The 17,425-nt window shown below is 40.7% G+C and carries 13 protein-coding genes; 9 read left to right on the forward strand and 4 right to left on the reverse strand.

The genetic code is table 11. The annotated features are described in order from the left end of the window. The 3 genes from CAN34_RS03350 to truC all read left to right on the forward strand — a co-directional run. Positions 1-1,390 (forward strand): histidine kinase dimerization/phospho-acceptor domain-containing protein (locus CAN34_RS03350; protein ID WP_121509218.1); only part of this gene is annotated, 1,390 nt, incomplete at its 5' end. 365 nt (positions 1,391-1,755) lie between these two features. Continuing rightward, positions 1,756-3,120, forward strand: coding sequence for an FAD-dependent oxidoreductase (locus CAN34_RS03355; RefSeq protein ID WP_089554446.1), 1,365 nt, complete (start codon positions 1,756-1,758; stop codon positions 3,118-3,120). Between the two features lie 494 nt (positions 3,121-3,614). Continuing rightward, positions 3,615-4,373, forward strand: coding sequence for a tRNA pseudouridine(65) synthase TruC (gene truC / locus CAN34_RS03360; RefSeq protein ID WP_089554458.1), 759 nt, complete (start codon positions 3,615-3,617; stop codon positions 4,371-4,373). 439 nt (positions 4,374-4,812) lie between these two features. On the opposite strand, the gene CAN34_RS03365 is transcribed toward truC, so the two are convergent. Further along, positions 4,813-5,847, reverse strand: coding sequence for an AraC family transcriptional regulator (locus CAN34_RS03365; RefSeq protein ID WP_089554447.1), 1,035 nt, complete (start codon positions 5,845-5,847; stop codon positions 4,813-4,815). Between the two features lie 186 nt (positions 5,848-6,033). Here CAN34_RS03365 and CAN34_RS03370 point away from each other — a divergent pair, with 186 nt between their 5' ends. Together CAN34_RS03370 and CAN34_RS03375 are read left to right on the forward strand one after the other, a co-directional pair. Then, positions 6,034-7,467 carry a coniferyl aldehyde dehydrogenase gene (locus CAN34_RS03370; protein WP_089554448.1) on the forward strand — a complete coding sequence of 478 codons (1,434 nt, stop codon included), beginning with the start codon at positions 6,034-6,036 and terminating at the stop codon, positions 7,465-7,467. Positions 7,468-7,616: 149 nt separating this feature from the next. Then, positions 7,617-8,927 carry an iron-containing alcohol dehydrogenase gene (locus CAN34_RS03375; RefSeq protein ID WP_089554449.1) on the forward strand — a complete coding sequence of 437 codons (1,311 nt, stop codon included), beginning with the start codon at positions 7,617-7,619 and terminating at the stop codon, positions 8,925-8,927. A 109-nt stretch (positions 8,928-9,036) separates the two neighbouring features. Here the strand turns inward: CAN34_RS03375 and CAN34_RS03380 are convergent, their stop codons facing one another. Then, a complete protein-coding gene (locus tag CAN34_RS03380; RefSeq protein ID WP_089554450.1) occupies positions 9,037-10,113 on the reverse strand; it encodes an AraC family transcriptional regulator in 1,077 nt (358 codons plus the stop codon). Between the two features lie 155 nt (positions 10,114-10,268). Between CAN34_RS03380 and CAN34_RS03385 the strand changes: the two genes are divergently transcribed. Further along, entirely contained in the window at positions 10,269-10,589 is a 321-nt protein-coding gene (locus CAN34_RS03385) for a 2Fe-2S iron-sulfur cluster-binding protein (protein ID WP_089554451.1), read from the forward strand. A 127-nt stretch (positions 10,590-10,716) separates the two neighbouring features. Next, positions 10,717-12,177 carry a cytochrome P450 gene (locus CAN34_RS03390; protein ID WP_089554452.1) on the forward strand — a complete coding sequence of 487 codons (1,461 nt, stop codon included), beginning with the start codon at positions 10,717-10,719 and terminating at the stop codon, positions 12,175-12,177. 227 nt (positions 12,178-12,404) lie between these two features. Here CAN34_RS03390 and cadR read toward each other — a convergent pair whose 3' ends face one another. After that, positions 12,405-12,815, reverse strand: a complete 411-nt coding sequence (gene cadR, locus CAN34_RS03395; RefSeq protein ID WP_089554453.1) for a Cd(II)/Pb(II)-responsive transcriptional regulator — start codon at positions 12,813-12,815, stop codon at positions 12,405-12,407. Positions 12,816-12,984: 169 nt separating this feature from the next. Between cadR and CAN34_RS03400 the strand changes: the two genes are divergently transcribed. Beyond that, positions 12,985-15,150 carry a heavy metal translocating P-type ATPase gene (locus CAN34_RS03400; RefSeq protein WP_089554454.1) on the forward strand — a complete coding sequence of 722 codons (2,166 nt, stop codon included), beginning with the start codon at positions 12,985-12,987 and terminating at the stop codon, positions 15,148-15,150. A gap of 251 nt (positions 15,151-15,401) precedes the next feature. On the opposite strand, the gene CAN34_RS03405 is transcribed toward CAN34_RS03400, so the two are convergent. Continuing rightward, positions 15,402-16,745, reverse strand: a complete 1,344-nt coding sequence (locus tag CAN34_RS03405) for a lysine N(6)-hydroxylase/L-ornithine N(5)-oxygenase family protein (protein WP_089554455.1) — start codon at positions 16,743-16,745, stop codon at positions 15,402-15,404. Positions 16,746-17,192: 447 nt separating this feature from the next. Here CAN34_RS03405 and CAN34_RS03410 point away from each other — a divergent pair, with 447 nt between their 5' ends. Beyond that, the gene (locus CAN34_RS03410; protein WP_089554456.1) at positions 17,193-17,387 is read left to right on the forward strand and encodes a hypothetical protein; all 195 of its coding nucleotides are present in this window, start codon (positions 17,193-17,195) and stop codon (positions 17,385-17,387) included. Positions 17,388-17,425 lie beyond the last annotated feature (38 nt).

Genomic DNA, 17,425 nt, shown 5'->3' on the forward strand with positions numbered 1-17,425 from the left:
CCTTTGGATTCAGCGTTCGGTTAATGGTCATTTCGAACAAATGGATTCAGAAATCTTAACCCATGCTGCGTTTAATTTACGTCAGCACATGACTGATAGCTTACTCGATGATCAGAGTACAACGCAACTTTCTGATCAGCCTAATCAGCCTGTGAGTAAGCAGCCACAGCCACTACAGAATGCTGGACTAGACTACGATGTAAAAACCGTCATCACTGATGAACAAGGACAAATTATTACCAGTATGCCCAAAGGCTTTATCAGTCAGTCAGGTAATAAACGTTCAGTAAAAGACTTATGGCAGCAATATCATGATCAGCCATTTGATTTAAAAGTTGATAGTCGTCACTATAGGGCTATTGTCATTCGGCACTCTGAACGCCTAGCGCTCATCGCCTTACCTATTGATGTCCATCATCAATACCTCGTCCAATTCAACCGTCATTTAATTCTTATATTAATCGCAATCACCTTTATATTGGTGTCCGTTGCGGCACTTAGTGTGCACTTAGGATTTGCTCCGCTATCAACTATCAGGCAAAAGATGACTCGCATCAATGCCGAACAGCTCGATGATCGCATTGTGGTTCGTGAGATGCCCAGTGAATTGCGACCGCTTGCTGATGCTTATAACGCGATGATGGATAAACTTGAGTATAATTTTGAGTCATTATCGCGCTTCTCAGACGATATCGCGCATGAGCTTCGTACCCCGCTTGCAACCTTAAGTACCCAGACTCAAGTCATGTTAAGCAAGCATAGAGACAGCAATGAATACGTTGAGCAGCTGCACCATCAACATGACACACTCGAGCAGTTATCCGGCTTAATTAATAACATGCTGCTACTGGCAAAAACACAAAAGGGGGTCTATGACTCCCAGTTCACTCCAGTTGATAGCGAGTCTCTGGTTACTAAGATGATTTCTTATTACGAGCTAATCGCTGAAGATCGTGGTATTTCATTCGAAAAAAGTGGAGAATTTAAGGCAGTATTAGGAGATGAGCGTTTATTACAGAGATTGTTTGCGAACCTGATATCAAATGCTGTGTACTATGCAGCAAGTAATAGCATTATCTCTATTCAAGCATCTACTGTCTCTGATGCCGATGTAAGTGATTCGAATGAAATCACTCGATCCTTGTTAAAAAATCAGTTTTTACAGATAGTGCTTACTAATCGCTTAGATGAATCACTAACGCAGCTAGAGGTGGATAAATTGTCTGAGCGTTTTTATCGTCATCATAAAAACAATACTTTGCATTCAGGTACGGGTTTAGGGCTATCGATAGCACAAGCTATTATTAACGCACATAACGGCAAAATGAGCATCATTGTCAAAAATGAGTACTGTTTTCAAGTTAGTATCGAGCTGCTAGTCTCTGAGTGAGCGCTCCAATCTGCTTATTAATTATCATGCTATGATCGAATAGAGTAGGGAGGTAGATAATGATGTGGACGCTTGAGCAAACCTCAAGTTAATCACACTTACCTAGGGAGGTTCAGGTATTTCTAATATCTATATTGATAAACCTAATTAGCTCAGCAGTCTAATATAAGTGGTCCATTGAGCTGGTCTATTTTGAGTGGTCTATAAATAGGTTTGGCAGTTTAATAGACTGATTCCACTTGGGTATACTATGTCGAACCAGTCATGTGCCTTTATTGGTTCGGTTTCCTAGTGAGGGCTAATAAAGGTAAACCTGATAATCAGGAATAGATTGATTTTTATAAAAAATTATAATTGAGAAAACAATGAATAAAAGAAATTTTTTATTAATGAGTAGCGTAACGATGTTAATGGCGGCTTGTAATAGTAAGAGTGTTAAAGGTATCGCAACTAGTGATAAAAAAATAGTAGTGGTTGGCGCGGGTATGGCAGGATTAGCAGCTGCGAATATGCTGCATAAGTTAGGATATAAAGTCACAGTACTTGAGGCTAGAAAACGTATTGGCGGCAGAGTTTGGACGAGTCGTTTGTGGTCTGATGTGCCTGTCGATCTAGGTGCCTCTTGGATCCATGGAGAACATAAAAACCCACTGACTAAACTGGCTAAGGATCTAGGTGTCAGAAGGCTTCCTACGAACTACGATAATAGTATCGTATATGGAAATGAAGGAAAGCCGATTGATAATAAGATCGACAAGGAAGCCAATAAAATATTCAACAAACTGGTTCGACAAGTATTTAATAATGCCTCAGATCCTGAAACCATATTTGATGCCATCGAGAACACCAATTTATGGAAAGGGTTGTCAAAACAGCAAAGGCAATCTGTTATGCATCTTCTGAATACTACAATTGAACATGAGTTTTCAGGTGCTTTAAACGAAATATCTGCTGTAAATCCAGATGATTCAGAAGCATTTTCTGGTGAAGATATGATGTTTCCAGATGGTTATGGTTTGCTTACAGACTATCTAGCAACTGGCATCGAAATAAAAATGGAACATGCTGTTGAAGAAATAGAGTATCAAAATGATAAAGTAGTGGTAAAAACAAATATAAGTGAGTTTTTAGCTGATCAGGTCATCGTTACATTGCCTGTTGGTGTCTTAAAAAAAGGCAGCGTAAAATTCATACCACCACTCCCAGAGAGTAAGCAACAAGCAGTTGATGTCATAGGCTTCGGGTTGCTTGATAAGCTTTTCTTAAGATTTCCCTATGTTTTTTGGGATAAAAATAAAGAAATCTTAAATTGGATATCTGATGAACATGGTAGATGGAACGAATGGCTCAATATCGCAGCTTATACTGAAAAACCTGTTTTGCTAGGGTTTAATGCTGCTGAGTATGCACGAAAAACTGAACAATGGAGTGATGAAGAGATTGTAAATGATGCTATGAGCGTTTTGAGAACTATTTACGGTACTGATATTCCTGATCCTGAAAGCTGGCAAATCACTCGTTGGGGTAAAGATCCATTTGCATATGGTTCTTATTCTTTTAATGGTGTAGGTGCAAATTCTGATTCGAGATTGGCGCTGGCAGAAACTATTAATGACCGTCTATTTTTTGCTGGTGAAGCTACTTCAGAAGATTATCCATCGACTGTCCATGGAGCGTATCTTTCAGGCATAGAGGCAGCGGAAAATATTAGTAACACAGTGCTTAAGTAATGAGTGTTAAAAGTACTTTGATCACGTAGACGGTCAAAGCATGGTATACAGGAGCCACTATGGGCTTAGGAGTGTCTATATCACTATAGAGGATGGTTTACTTCCTACAGTAAGTGCCATCCAAACTCAAAATATCACATGGTCATCTAGTCAAAAAACTATCAAGCCAAGCTCATTAAGTACACTCAGATGTACACTGACTCAACATAAAAACCTATACCCATTATAATCACTTGGACTACAGCCAAAGCTTCGATTCCTCACTAGGGAACCAAAACATTTAATCAGCGTATCTGCTTTGACTATACCATAGTAAACTTTAATAACTATTTTTGGACTTTTTAAAGCAATGAGTGAGTTTGAAAGTTATGGCATAGACAAGAAATATCAGCGCAAGTATAGGTGAAATCATTGAAAGACCTTTGTACGTGACTTGGTAGGGTGCGATAAAAAGGATGTATAATTATAGTATCTAAAATATGGGCATTGAAAACATGGATATCGAAAGCGGCACCGCTAACCAAATAGACATTATCTATGAAGATGAATTTCTGGTAGCGATTAATAAAGAGGCCGGTCTATTGGTGCATCGCAGTTGGCTGGATAAAGGCGAGACGCGCTTTGCCATGCAACTCACCCGTGATGCGGTAGGTTGCCATGTATTTCCGGTACATAGGTTAGACAAGCCTACTTCAGGCGTATTATTGTTTGCTAAGAGCTCAGTCGTGGCACGCAGTCTTACCGAGGCTTTTACTGCCCACAAAGTTACTAAGCAATATTTAGCTGTGGTGCGCGGCTTTATGCCAGAGCAGGGCACCGTTGATTATGCGTTGAGCTTTAAGCCCGATGCCATTGCCGATAAGTTTGCTGACTTGGACAAACTCCCTCAAGAGGCGGTGACCCATTGGCAGAGTTTGGCACAAGTTGAACTGCCATTTGCGGTATCAAAAAAGCATGACACTAGCCGCTATAGTCTAGTGCGCTTAATACCAGAAACTGGGCGCAAGCATCAGCTGCGTCGACACATGAGGCATGTATTCCATCACATAGTGGGTGATACCAGCCACGGCGACGGGCGGCACAATCGATTTTTTCGTACTCAATATGGTTGCACGCGCATGCTGCTACATGCCCAGAGTTTAGCGCTCAGCCATCCGGTTACCGGTGAGCCATTGCTGTTAAAAGCGGGATTAGACGATCAATGGCTGCACATCATGGAAGAATTTGCTTGGGTAAATAGCGCTGAAGATTAAGCAGCGTAAGATTTAGGATTTATCTTAGAAAATCCTATCAAAGGAGTCGAAATACTGGCCTTAAAGTGGTTAGCAGGCTTTAAACAAAAACCGTAGTGAATACGTTATTCTACATACCGGAACACTTTTCTAAAAACAGCTTTTTTTGAGGATGTTTATATGAATTATTTAATCTCTTCATGCCAGTTTAAGTCGTGTTTGTAGTGCTATACAGGCATCGAACTACTCATGTTAAATATAAATTTAATAATTATAAAATCGACAGTACAGGATATTATTATCAAGCTGCATGATTAAAATCTTTCAAGTTAATTTCTACGGAATTGACGGCAAGTTTCAGTTCTCGTTTTCTTGGTTATGGTAAATGGTAAGCTCCTATTATGATACTTATTTTACCAAGTTTGCTTCTACGGTTTCTTCAACATAGCTCAGTTCGTACTTAAACCAGCAATGTGTTTTTTACGGGTTTTTTAGATTTATTTTTCCATTCTGTTGGTGTCATACCAAACCAGATTTTAAATTGGCGGCTAAAAATAGACAGTTCAGCATAGCCAAGCTGGAGTGCAACATCTGTGAGGTTAATGCTCGCTGTGCTAATAATACGTATCGCTTCTTTTTTCCGCACATCTTCTAATAACTCTCTATAGGTTGTTCCTTGTTCTCTCAAGTGGCGTTGCACTTTTTTTTGATGTTGCCCCACACATAATGCGACATTTGCAATGCTACAATCGCCCGTGGCCAAGAGCATTTTCATAGCGCTTTCTATTAAAAAAGTGTCATTACTGATAGATTTAGTACTTTCGTTTTCTAATTGTTGCAAGATAAGTTGATTAACCAAATCATCATTAAAGTGGTAGGGCTTACGAGCTAAAAGATCTGTGCAAAAATACAAAGCGTTCTTCTTAGTATCAAATTCTACTTTACAGTCAAACATTTTAGTTAATAACTGTTGGGATTCAAGCGTGGGATTTTGTTTTAACTTTATTTTTTCTGGGCGCCATGTTGGCCCAATCAAATCTTTTATAACATTGCGCATTAAACACATAGCAAGTTGTGCCTCCTGTGGTCTATCTATATTTTGTGCATTCTGACTGAGGATATTTAGCTCGGACAATTGATTGGGAAGCTTGTTTGCATAAAAAGTGAAGCCTTCTGCATGCATATCAATGTATTTTTGTGCGACATGCAATGACTCTAATACGCTGTTTTGCCTAGATATGTAAACACCAATTAGACCTATCGTTCGAATGTTTTGATTGGCAGCTAGCTTTAGACCGAAACACTCTTCGTTACAGATTAATCCTGCTAATTCCAATAAATTCAAATATCGATCGTAGTCAATAAGGGAGTCTGGTTCATTTATCATCGATGGTAATATACCGACTTTACCGAGAATATCGATAGGATCTTTGCCATAACTACGAACTAAATCCTCAAAACCGCTTAAGCCGGCTGCCCTGATGTAATTTCCCATACAACACTCCTTTTAGCTCGAATTATTAACTTAATGTCCTAAAATGTCAAATTATTGTCCTTTATTATCAAGCGATGCTTTGAGTGTTCTGCTAAAGTTTGATTACCAAATGCTCAATAGGAAAGTGAAAAATATTATTGAGTCATAAATTGAGCCATCACCACATTCGCTGTAATAGGGAAATTTATGCAAATGCCATTCGAACATTTAGATATAGAAAAACAACTACATGACTGCTTACAACTGCAAAAAAACCACGCACAAAAAGAAGGTATTGAAAGCATCGCTGTAAGAAAAAAGCATTTACAAAATTTAAAAGCATTAATTAATGACAATCGTGAAGCATTGATTGATGCGGTTCATCGTGATTACGGTAATCGTTCAAGGCATGAAACCTTGTTGGCTGAAATTATTACGGTGACAGATGACATTAATAGTAGTATTAAGTATCTAAAAAAATGGACTAAAATTCAAAAACGCAAAGTAGACTTGATTAGCTACTTTGGCGCAAAAAATCGTCTGATTCCACAACCTTTGGGTGTCATAGGTTTGATTGTGCCGTGGAATTTTCCCATCAATTTAATGTTTACCCAGCTTTCTGCTGTCTTTGCAGCAGGTAATAAAGCGATGGTAAAACTATCAGAGAACTCACGTCATCTGGCGGCTTTATTAATTCAATTAATTCCGCAGTATTTTGAGCCTGAAAAGTTACAGATTTTTGATGAGACGGGTGAGGTGGGCATTGCTTTTTCAAAATTACCTTTAGACCATTTAATATTTACAGGTTCTGGTGCTACTGGCAAAAAAGTCATGGTAGCAGCCGCGGAGAATTTAACGGCCGTGACGCTAGAGTTGGGAGGGAAATCACCTGCGGTGATTGATCCAGATTATCCTCTAGCAAAAGCAGTCGAGCGAATCATGTTTGTAAAGCAGTTTAATGCGGGACAAATATGCACGAATATTGACTATTTATTTGTACACGAATCGCAAAAAGAAAAATTCATCCAGACGGTAGAGGAGTGGGTAAAACAGCATGTCCCTGATATCCATAGTAAAGATTATACATCCATCATTGATGACCGCTCGTTTCAACGCTTAAGCCACTGTGTCAGTGAAGCACAGGATAAAGGCGCCACGGTGATTAATTTAAATCAGCAAAAAGCTGATGAGATAAGCCGTAAATTTCCATTAACACTGATTCTTAACAGTACGGATCAGATGGAAATTGACACCCGAGAAATCTTTGGTCCCATTCTGATGGTCAAAACCTACCGTGAGCCTGAAGAAGTAGTGACATATATTGCGCAGCGTGATCGCCCATTGGCGTTTTATCCTTTTAGTCAAAATAAAGCTTTAGTCAACTATTACATTGATAGTGTGATGTCTGGCGGGGTATCTGTAAATGACGCCTTATTCCATGTGGGACAGCATGATCTACCGTTTGGCGGTGTTGGTGCAAGTGGTATGGGGCACTACCATGGTTATGAAGGGTTTTTAACCTTTTCAAAGCTGCGACCAGTATTTTATCAAGCACATTTTTCAAGTTTGAAGCTTCTGGCACCGCCATACGGTAATTTTGCCGATCGTGTCCTTAACTTTTTAACACGCATTAAATCTTAATTTATAGCGCTTAGATACGCTCATAAATTTTCAAACTTTAAAGCTATTATTTTAAAGTTTCAGTAGAGCCACATATACGGATAAAAAGACTGTAGTGGTCAACTAATTTTGCAGATGGATATTAAAAGTACGACTAAAAGGAAGTTAATATGACTATGAAGAAACCCACAAAAAAGAAACGCACAAATCTCGCTGATTCATTGCAACATACAGGCTATCTAGCGGTTGCTAAAACTCGAGCTAAAATACTAAAAGTCTTCTCGCTGGTGGTTCCTATGCGAAAGCCGGTATTGTTGGTAGGTGAGAACGCTTGTGATGAGCTGTGTAACATGCTTATTAATGAAGGAAGCACCAATGTATTCATCGTCACTGATGCTGTACTCAATAAGCTTGGGGTACCAGAAAAAGTGACTAACTATCTTCAAGAAAAAAACATTCGCTATCAAATTTACGATGGTATCACCCCTGATCCGACTTCTAAAGTAATAGAGGATGGTCTTCAGCATTCTGTTGCTGCTGGCTGTGATGTGGTGTTAGCGATCGGTGGCGGTTCAGTGATTGATGCTGCCAAAATGATAGCCATGTGCCAAGGCAATAACTGCCAACCGAAGCAGCTCATCGGGCTCTTTAAAGCCAGGAAACCTTGTTTACCTCTTTACTGTATTCCTACTACCGCTGGCACAGGCTCAGAGGCGACTATCGGCGCAGTCGTATCGGACGATGAAACCCATCAAAAATCTATCGTTGTTGATACTAAAATGATACCCCTAGCAGCAGCTATTGACCCGACAATCATGCAAGGTATGCCGCCGCACATTACGGCCGATACTGGTATTGATGTCCTCACTCATGCTTTAGAGTCATGGATGAGCGTGAACGCTAGTGCAGAGACCGACTATTATGCAGCTGCTGCTGTTAAAGCGGTGATGCACTACCTGCCAATAGCTTATAAAGATGGTAGTGACCTAAAAGCTCGAGAAGAGATGGGTATCGCTGCTCACTATGGTGGACTTGCATTAAATAAAGCCGCGCTTGGCTATGTACATGCTATCGCTCATCAGCTCGGTGCGTATTATGGTACGCCGCACGGACGAGCCAATGCTATCGTATTGCCGTATGTGCTTGAATTAAACCGTAAAGCCAGTGAAAAAAGATTGGCAATACTAGCCAAAAAGACGGGCGTTATAAAAGACAGTGAACCTCCTGAACATAATGATGCTGAACTAGCAGATTACTTTATTGCACAAGTGAAAAGCTTAATCGAAACCATAGGTATTAGTCCTATTGTCAGGGATATGCAATCGAGTAATTTTGATCATATGGCAAAAGCGGCTGCTAAAGAAGTCAGGGATACTTATGCAGTTCCAGCCTATATGAATGGCTCAGATATTAAAGACATCTTAATGAGAATTAAGGCAGCAAGTGAAATGGAAAATCATAACAAATCAGTTAGTAACTAAGTTTAATAGTATGCTTTACAGCTAGCGGCCGTTAATAATATTAACGGCCGCTTTGTGGTTCTGATTCTTCAATAATGGTGCGTATATTAAGAATCACTCTCAGCTCCAGCTATCGTTGCTCTTTACGATAATCGCTCGGTGTCATGCCAAACCAACGTTTAAACGCGCGGCGGAAATTTGCGCTGTCATGGTAGTTTAGCAAGCTAGCAATCGCATCAACCGATAATTCACTATCACGTAAATAACTACTGGCTTGCTTCGATAATATATTGTCTCGAATTTCTCTAAACGATGAGTTGTTTTGTTTTAATTTACGCGCCAGTGTGCGTTTACTCACGAATAAAGCGGCTGCAACGCTTGCCTCATTCAGTTCGCTTAAAGGATGCGACAGCATTATTTTTTGTATTTGATAAAGGTCGCTTGGCGTCTGTGGATTTAATTGGGCGAGCATTAATTCGCATTGTCGCATAGCCAACAGATAACCTTCCTGATTGGCTGAGGCATTAGGAACTTCACACACACTCAAGGGAATACTGACCTTTAAATCGTTGGCTGCAAATGAGTAGGTGCCGGGTAAATAATCTGCGTAGTAATGGCTATAATTGGGTTTAACGTGACTAAAATAGAGACTGGCCTCAGTCACTGGTCTTCCTACAATAAATTCTGCACACTCATAAAAAATAACGGCACAGATTTCAGACAACACTCGATGAATAGTTGGGCTTAGCGCAACCTCAAATTGAACCAAACATATAACGGTGTCAGCCTCGAGCTGTAGTTTTAGGCGCGCAAAGCTGATGCGCGTTGGTAAAAATGCCTGAAATGCTTGTAAGGCAATCAATAAATTAGGGCTACTGTTGGCCAAAAAACCCATCGCACCGTGTGTTGATGGCGTCAAGCGTTGACCAAGTCGTAGGCCAAAATCCTCATGTTCGGATAAATATAAACCGTTGTGCAAAATCTGAATTTGTTGTTGCGCAGTTAGGCGTGTCTCCTCCTGCATAAATTGCTTGGTATTGAGCGATGTAAATTGCAGTAACTTTGGAATATCACGAATGTTTAGTGCCAGTTCACGGCCAATAATGCGCGCGTAATTGGACGGAATGGTTGCGGTGTCAGCAACGTTAGCATTGTCAGAATTGTTAAAATATGAAGGTTTTGAATCTACTGATTGCGCACTTGTCATAGTCACTTCCAATCTCATATTTATTTACAATTGAATTTAATTATAATTGTCTCTTTATGACCCTATATTGTCAATAAATGACCTCCTTAATTCTTGCTCATCACTGTAGAGTTTAATACCTAGTGAACTATTATGATTTTTTCGGAGATAAAATTATGGCTATTGTTACTTTTGTTGAACATGACGGAACACAGCATACGGTTGATGTTGAAGCAGGTAAATCGTTGATGCAGCTTGCAACTGATAATGGCATACCGGGTATTGATGCTGATTGCGGTGGTGAGTGTGCGTGCGGCACCTGCCATGTCATCCTTGAGCCTCAATGGCTGCCTCTTATGGATGATGCAAAAATGGATGAGTTACAAATGCTAGATATGACGCCAGAGAAAACCAGTACCTCGCGGCTGTCGTGCCAAATCCAAGTGTCAGATGCAATGGATGGCATGATGGTACAGTTGCCTGAATTTCAAATGTAATGTAATTAAAATAATGTATGTTTCAAGTCAGTATCTAAACCAGCCCAATGAGCTAAAAAATTCTATTTATTAGACTTATAATCATTGAGTGCTCACCTCACACAGTCGGTCAAAGGATGACAATACAATGACAAAAACAAAAATAGTGAATGCTGTAAAAATCGCATTAAAAACAGCTCTGCCATCATCTCTAACCACAGCCATTGATAAAACTGCGGTGCAGGCTGTCGCAAAAGTATCGGCAGTGGTGCCCATTCATATTCAAATAAAAGGGGCGCATCTGTTTCAAACGGTTAAAAAACGCGCGCTCAACCAAAGTGATTTTCCTGATTTTATTGAAAAACCAATTCCAGAAGTGTCTACGCTAGCGCTAGCTGATATCGACCTAAGCAATCCATTTTTGTTTAGACAACATCGCTGGCAATCCTACTATAAACGCTTGCGTGATGAAGACCCTGTACATTATCAGGCCAATAGTCCGTTTGGTGCATTTTGGTCAGTCATGCGTTATGAAGATATTGTTTTTGTAGATAAGCACTACGAATTATTTTCGTCTGAACCTGTGATTTTGATGGGTAATCAGCCTGAAGGATTAAAGGCTGAAATGTTTATTGCGATGGATCCGCCAAAGCACGACATTCAAAGGCAAGCGGTACAAGGCGTTGTCGCGCCCAAAAACTTGTTAGAGATGGAAGCACTCATTCGTACGCGTACCCAAGAAGTGCTAGACAGCTTACCAATTGGTGTGGAATTTGATTGGGTAGAAACTGTATCTATTGAGCTGACGGCAAGAATGTTAGCCACCTTATTAGATTTCCCTTATGAGAAACGCCGTAAACTGGTTTATTGGTCAGATTTGGCAGCGGGCGCACCAGAGATGACTGGTGGCTCAAATGATATGGATGAAACCTTTATTGCTGTGGCTGATATGGCCAAACAGTTTGCATCCCTTTGGCACGATAAGGCAGCGCGAACGGCTGCGGGTGAGGCAAAGGGTTTTGACTTAATCACCTTATTGCAATCAAATGACGACACCAAAGACCTTGTTAGACGCCCAATGGAATTTATTGGTAATTTGATCTTATTAATTGTCGGCGGTAACGACACCACACGTAACTCAATGACTGGCGGTGTATTAGCACTGCATGATTTTCCAGAGCAGTTTACCAAGCTAAAAAATAACCCAAGTTTAATTCCCAATATGGTGTCTGAAATTATTCGTTGGCAAACCCCTTTGGCCTATATGCGCCGTATTGCCACCCAAGATGTTGAACTAAACGGTAAACTGATTAAAAAGGGTGACAAAGTAGTGATGTGGTATGCCTCTGGCAACCGTGACGAACGTTCGATTGATCAGCCAGATGAATTCATCATTGATCGTAAAAATGCTCGTAACCATTTGTCATTTGGTTTTGGCGTACATCGTTGTATGGGCAATCGTTTGGCCGAAATGCAATTGCGTATTCTATGGGAAGAGTTGCTACAACGCTTTGAGAATATCGAAGTGGTCTCAAAACCAGAGATTGTGCAGTCCAACTTTATCAGAGGCTATTCTAAAATGATGGTCAAACTCACTGCCAAAGGCTGATGACTAAAGCGCAGTGAAGCAATAGAAGCATAGGTTACAAAGGTAAATAATACCATTAACTTTCTAGAGGTATGCACTATTAATAAATCGTTGCTGCCTTTTTCATTATTTCAATTGTAGCCTTCATTTTATACTCAGGAAAAAATGCTTTGCTTTCTTCTCAGTAATATAAAAGACTGCCTTATAGCTGACAATATCTTAAGTGTTAGCAACTGCTGTTGATATCACTACTTATGACAAGAATTATCGGCAAGAGCATTTAAGATACCACATGATTCAGCTGGAGCTTCTTTTGCACATTTTTTCCGCAAAACCAGTAGGTGCTGTTTTAATTGCATCAATTCTTCCATACGGTTTTCCACCGCCTGAATATGCTCATCTAGTAAACTGTTTACTTCACCGCAGTCCTGATCAGGTTTATCTCGATACCTAAGCAGGGTTCGTACTTCATCCAACGTCATATCGAGCGTACGACAGTGTAAGATAAATTGTAGGCGCTCAATATGTGCTTCACGATATAGACGATAATTTCCGTCACTACGAGAAGGCTCTGGCAATAAACCCTCCTTTTCATAGTAGCGAATGGTTTCCACTGTGGCTCCTGTACGTTTAGCAAGCTCACCGATTTTAATTAGCATTGTTATCTCTATTATTTCAAACATTAAAGTAACTATAAGGTTAAATATAGAGAAAATCAAATTTACGCAGTTGCATGTAAATGCCCTTGACTCTGAAGCCACTACAGGGTTCATAATAGTGTTATTAAAAGAAATCTTATAGCAGGACAAGTTATCAGGACAAACTATTATGCAATATCGTATTGAAGGTATGGACTGTGCAAGTTGCGTCGGCAAGATTGAAACCGCGCTAGCACGTATGCCCGGTGTTTCTGACATACAGCTTAATTTTGCTACCGAAAAGTTAGAGCTAACGCTGGCACCTGATGCGACCACTCAGGTCGATGATATCGAAAAGACCATCAAACGGCTTGGTTTTGGTATATCTGCCACTTCAGATCAATCAATCGCAGCAAATAGCGACAGTCAATCCGCTACAGAGCATCAGCGTTGGTGGCAAAGCCGAAAAGGCAAGCAAGTGGTTGGCCTCGGTCTGTTGATGAGCATTGCTTACGCACTGTCCTTACTTTTCCCTGATTATGGAATGTGGGCATTTGCTGTTGCAGTCATTGTGGGTGTTTTTCCCTTTGCCCGCAAAGCCTTTGCCTTAGCGATGACAGGCACTCCTTTTTCAATTGAAATGCTGATGTCGGTTGCGGCACTTGGCGCGCTTATTATTGGCGAGCCTGAAGAGGCAGCAGCAGTGGTCTTCTTATTCTCAGTTGGTGAATTATTAGAAGGTGTGGCTGCTGATCGTGCACGTGCTGGCATTAGAGCTTTGGCGTCACTGGTTCCAAAAACTGCGATTTTACTCGATGCACAGGGCGGACAGCGTAGCGTTCCTGCGGCATCATTACAGGTCGATGATTTAGTGCTGGTACGCCCTGGTGATAAGGTATCTGCCGATGGCGTTATTACTCAAGGTGATTCTAGCCTTGATGATTCGCCCATTACTGGCGAATCCATACCAGTGGCCAAAACGGTAGGCGACGATGTATTCGCAGGGTCGATCAACATGGAGGGAGCGCTGCAAGTCCGCGTAGAAAAAACAGCTGCCGACAATACTATTGCGCGTATTATTGAGCTGGTAGAGCAAGCACAAGCTTCTAAAGCACCTACTGCTCGTTTTATTGAAAAATTTAGTCGCTACTACACCCCAGCAGTGATGGCTATTGCCGCCTTAGTTATTATCATCCCGCCGTTAGCGATGGGAGGAGAATGGGCAACTTGGCTATATCGCGGTTTGGCACTACTGTTAATTGCCTGTCCTTGCGCACTGGTACTATCGACCCCAGCTGCCATCGCGTCCGGTTTGGCTGTCGGTGCGCGTCGCGGCTTGCTTATCAAAGGTGGTAGCGCTTTAGAAATCATTGGTCGCGTCAATACCATTGCTTTTGACAAGACGGGCACTTTGACCGAAGGCAAACCCCGCGTTACCGACGTTGTTGCTTTTACACAAGAGCAAATCACAAAAGAGCGCGTGGATTCTCAAGGTGAAGATGCGATATTAGCGCTGTTTGCCAGTGTCGAGTCCGCCTCTAGTCATCCGCTTGCAAAAGCCATCATTGATCATGCTAAAGCCGCTAATATTGCTATACCAGTAGCTTCAAAGGCTTACGCGACTGCAGGTAAAGCGGTACATGCGACGGTAGCTGGGCGTGCTCTAGCCATCGGTTCTCCTGTCTACGCCGCTAATGAAACTTCGATAACCTCTGAACAAAATGCACAAATTGCAGCGCTGCAAAATGAAGGGAAAACGGTTTCGGTGCTGTTCGATGAGCAAAGCCGTGAAGTGCTCGGTTTGGTAGCGCTACGAGACGAGTTACGAGACGATGCCAAAGAAGGTATAGCACAGCTCAAAGCGATGGGCGTGCGTTCCGTCATGCTGACAGGCGACAACCGCCTTACCGCTCAAGCGCTTGCCAGTCATTTAGACATAGAATGGGAAGCTGAGCTTTTGCCCGAAGATAAACTGCGTCTGCTAAACGAGATGAAAGACAAAACCAAAATAGCGATGATTGGTGATGGTATTAATGATGCGCCAGCGCTAGCAACCGCCGATGTCGGCATTGCGATGGGTGGTGGTACTGATGTAGCCATTGAAACGGCTGATGTCGCATTAATGAAAAGTCGCGTTACGGACGTCGCTCATCTGGTTGCACTATCGCGCGCAACGATGTCCAATATTCATCAAAATGTGATTTTTGCACTAGGCCTAAAAGCAGTGTTTCTAATCACTACCGTGTTAGGAATCACTGGTTTATGGATCGCTGTGTTGGCTGACACTGGTGCAACCGTGCTGGTTACGTTGAATGCTTTGCGGTTACTGCGCTTTAAAACAGGGTCTTCCACTTAACGATAGTTAAAGAATAAGACGGCCTTAGCTACATCGGGGCCGTTTTATTAACATTATTTATGGTTATATGGCTTTTGATTAAGCCGCGTTTTATAAACGCTGCCACAACTTATTGAGAGTTTAAAAATCATTTCTTACCTATCCTTTTTATGGGTTTAAATTTGCATCTAACCATTAATATGAATGCTTATACAACGAGTAGTACCCTGATTGAAAGTCAACCACCTCATTACGTGATTTTTGACTTAATATCAAACGAACTTTCCAAAATTTTGGAAAACCTGCAAAGCCTCAGTATCATAAACCTGTTTACCCATCAGCTCATTGACGATACATCCCGATCTATACGCACCCAACCCTAAATCTCCAGCACCAATACCATGGCTGTGAGTTTCTTTATTTTGTACAAAAATCCTGCCACTATCTTTGGTGTCTTTTGAGTGGTTTTTATAGGCTAGCGTATAATTTCGATTAATCTTAGGTTGCTCAAACTCATCATATTTAATAGCGGACAATAAGCTACTCATACATTCAGGTAATGTATCTTTATAGCCTGTTCCTGTAATAACACAGTCATATTCAGCGCTAAATACACTGTCTTGCTCATGTTGTCTCAATGTCAAACTGATCATATTGTTACGTGTGCTATCCAATGTAGCATCCAGTAGTTCACAATTGGACGTTATGGTGGAGCATATCTCTTGATTCGCGATACTGCGCTCATAAAGCTTATGATAAATAGCTTTAATCGTATGAGCGCTTATCCCTTTATGTAGCAAATCTTGCTTAGAGACCACATTGGCTTTAGTGATTGGTTTTAAATGATGAAAGTAATTGATATAAGCGGGGCTGAAATGCTCCAGACCAAGTGGGGTATACTCCATTGGGAAAAACCCTGCTGAGCGTGTCATCCAGTCTAGCTGAAATTTTACTGCATTATTCTCATCAAACTGCTGGTCAAATAGCACTTGATATACCTCCGCCGCTGATTGCCCAGAGCCTAACACCAGCACTTTTGTTAGCTTATCGGTGCGCCTAATGTTAGTGAAATTAAAATTTTCTGAAAAATTGGCCGTATGCATGCATTGATATGGCACTCGTTCAGAAATCTGCTGCAAAAATGGCGGTAGGATTGGTTGTGAGCCTGTGCCTATTACTATGTTTTTAGCCATATAGGTCTTATTTTCTCCATGTTCACAGACGGTTATATTAAATCCATTCCCATCTTCTTTAAGCGCCACATCAATTACTGTCGTCTCAAATACCGCGCTATTTAATTGGCCTGCCACCCACTGACAATAGTGATTATACTCTTTACGGTAAATCTCAAAATCCTCTAGGATATAAAACTTCAATAATCGGTGCTGGGCATGTAAGTAGTTCAAAAATGTATAGCGGCTGGTTGGATCGATGAGTGTGACCAGATCTGCCATAAAAGGCACTTGTAGGGTAGTATGAGGAAAAATCATACCTTTGTGCCAATTAAACTCCTTTTTCTGTTCAAAAAACTTGCTAGTGACAGTTGGCTGATTTTCCAGTAAAGCTGCAAGACTAAGATTAAATGGGCCTAACCCTATACCGATAAGATCTATCATTACGTTCCCCTTCCTATTTCTCGTATGGCCATATTCACCCTGAATAGTTACTAACATTACTACCAATAACAAACATCGAAAGGTAAGCGGTATTTTAAGTGAGGTTTACAAGTGGGCTGATTTAATATGACGTCACGATTACAGAGATATTTCTTAGTAATTTATACTAAACCTTAAGAAATGTGAGGAGATTTACGTACATCGATTGTGTACGGGAATACACTATTGAATGTTTTAAATTATTGTGGATGGATTCTTGTATCTAGCACAATAATCAGCAACTTAATAATTCGACATCCTCCTAAATATTAGACCGCAGCGCATAGCTTTTATTAGACTAAGCGCTTGATAGGTATACTTACATTAAGATACTGAATAAAAAATCGTACTGGCTTAATATTAAGTGTCAAGATTTACTAAACAATAATATAAAGAGGACTATAAATCATGTCAAATAATTCTTCTAATAACAATACAGACAATGAATCAGTAGAAACCCCTAAGAACAATACTGTGACATCTGTAGAAGTTCTAAAAGACGACAAGTCTAATAAAGACGACAAGTCTAACAAAGACGACAAATCTAACAAAGACGACAAATCTAACAAAGACGACAAATCTAACAAAGACGACAAATCATAACAAAGACGAACAATAACAAAGCAAAAACAAAAAAAAAC

This window comes from Psychrobacter sp. DAB_AL32B, assembly GCF_002224105.1.
Lineage (GTDB): Bacteria > Pseudomonadota > Gammaproteobacteria > Pseudomonadales > Moraxellaceae > Psychrobacter.

What these genes read in the sequence shown, in the direction of transcription:
- CAN34_RS03355 (WP_089554446.1), top strand. Translation starts at nt 1,756, where the DNA reads ATGAATAAAAGAAATTTTTTATTAATGAGTAGCGTAACGATGTTAATG.
- truC (WP_089554458.1), top strand. Translation starts at nt 3,615, where the DNA reads ATGGATATCGAAAGCGGCACCGCTAACCAAATAGACATTATCTATGAA.
- CAN34_RS03365 (WP_089554447.1), bottom strand. Translation starts at nt 5,847, where the DNA reads ATGGGAAATTACATCAGGGCAGCCGGCTTAAGCGGTTTTGAGGATTTA.
- CAN34_RS03370 (WP_089554448.1), top strand. Translation starts at nt 6,034, where the DNA reads ATGCAAATGCCATTCGAACATTTAGATATAGAAAAACAACTACATGAC.
- CAN34_RS03375 (WP_089554449.1), top strand. Translation starts at nt 7,617, where the DNA reads ATGACTATGAAGAAACCCACAAAAAAGAAACGCACAAATCTCGCTGAT.
- CAN34_RS03380 (WP_089554450.1), bottom strand. Translation starts at nt 10,113, where the DNA reads ATGACAAGTGCGCAATCAGTAGATTCAAAACCTTCATATTTTAACAAT.
- CAN34_RS03385 (WP_089554451.1), top strand. Translation starts at nt 10,269, where the DNA reads ATGGCTATTGTTACTTTTGTTGAACATGACGGAACACAGCATACGGTT.
- CAN34_RS03390 (WP_089554452.1), top strand. Translation starts at nt 10,717, where the DNA reads ATGACAAAAACAAAAATAGTGAATGCTGTAAAAATCGCATTAAAAACA.
- cadR (WP_089554453.1), bottom strand. Translation starts at nt 12,815, where the DNA reads ATGCTAATTAAAATCGGTGAGCTTGCTAAACGTACAGGAGCCACAGTG.
- CAN34_RS03400 (WP_089554454.1), top strand. Translation starts at nt 12,985, where the DNA reads ATGCAATATCGTATTGAAGGTATGGACTGTGCAAGTTGCGTCGGCAAG.
- CAN34_RS03405 (WP_089554455.1), bottom strand. Translation starts at nt 16,745, where the DNA reads ATGATAGATCTTATCGGTATAGGGTTAGGCCCATTTAATCTTAGTCTT.
- CAN34_RS03410 (WP_089554456.1), top strand. Translation starts at nt 17,193, where the DNA reads ATGTCAAATAATTCTTCTAATAACAATACAGACAATGAATCAGTAGAA.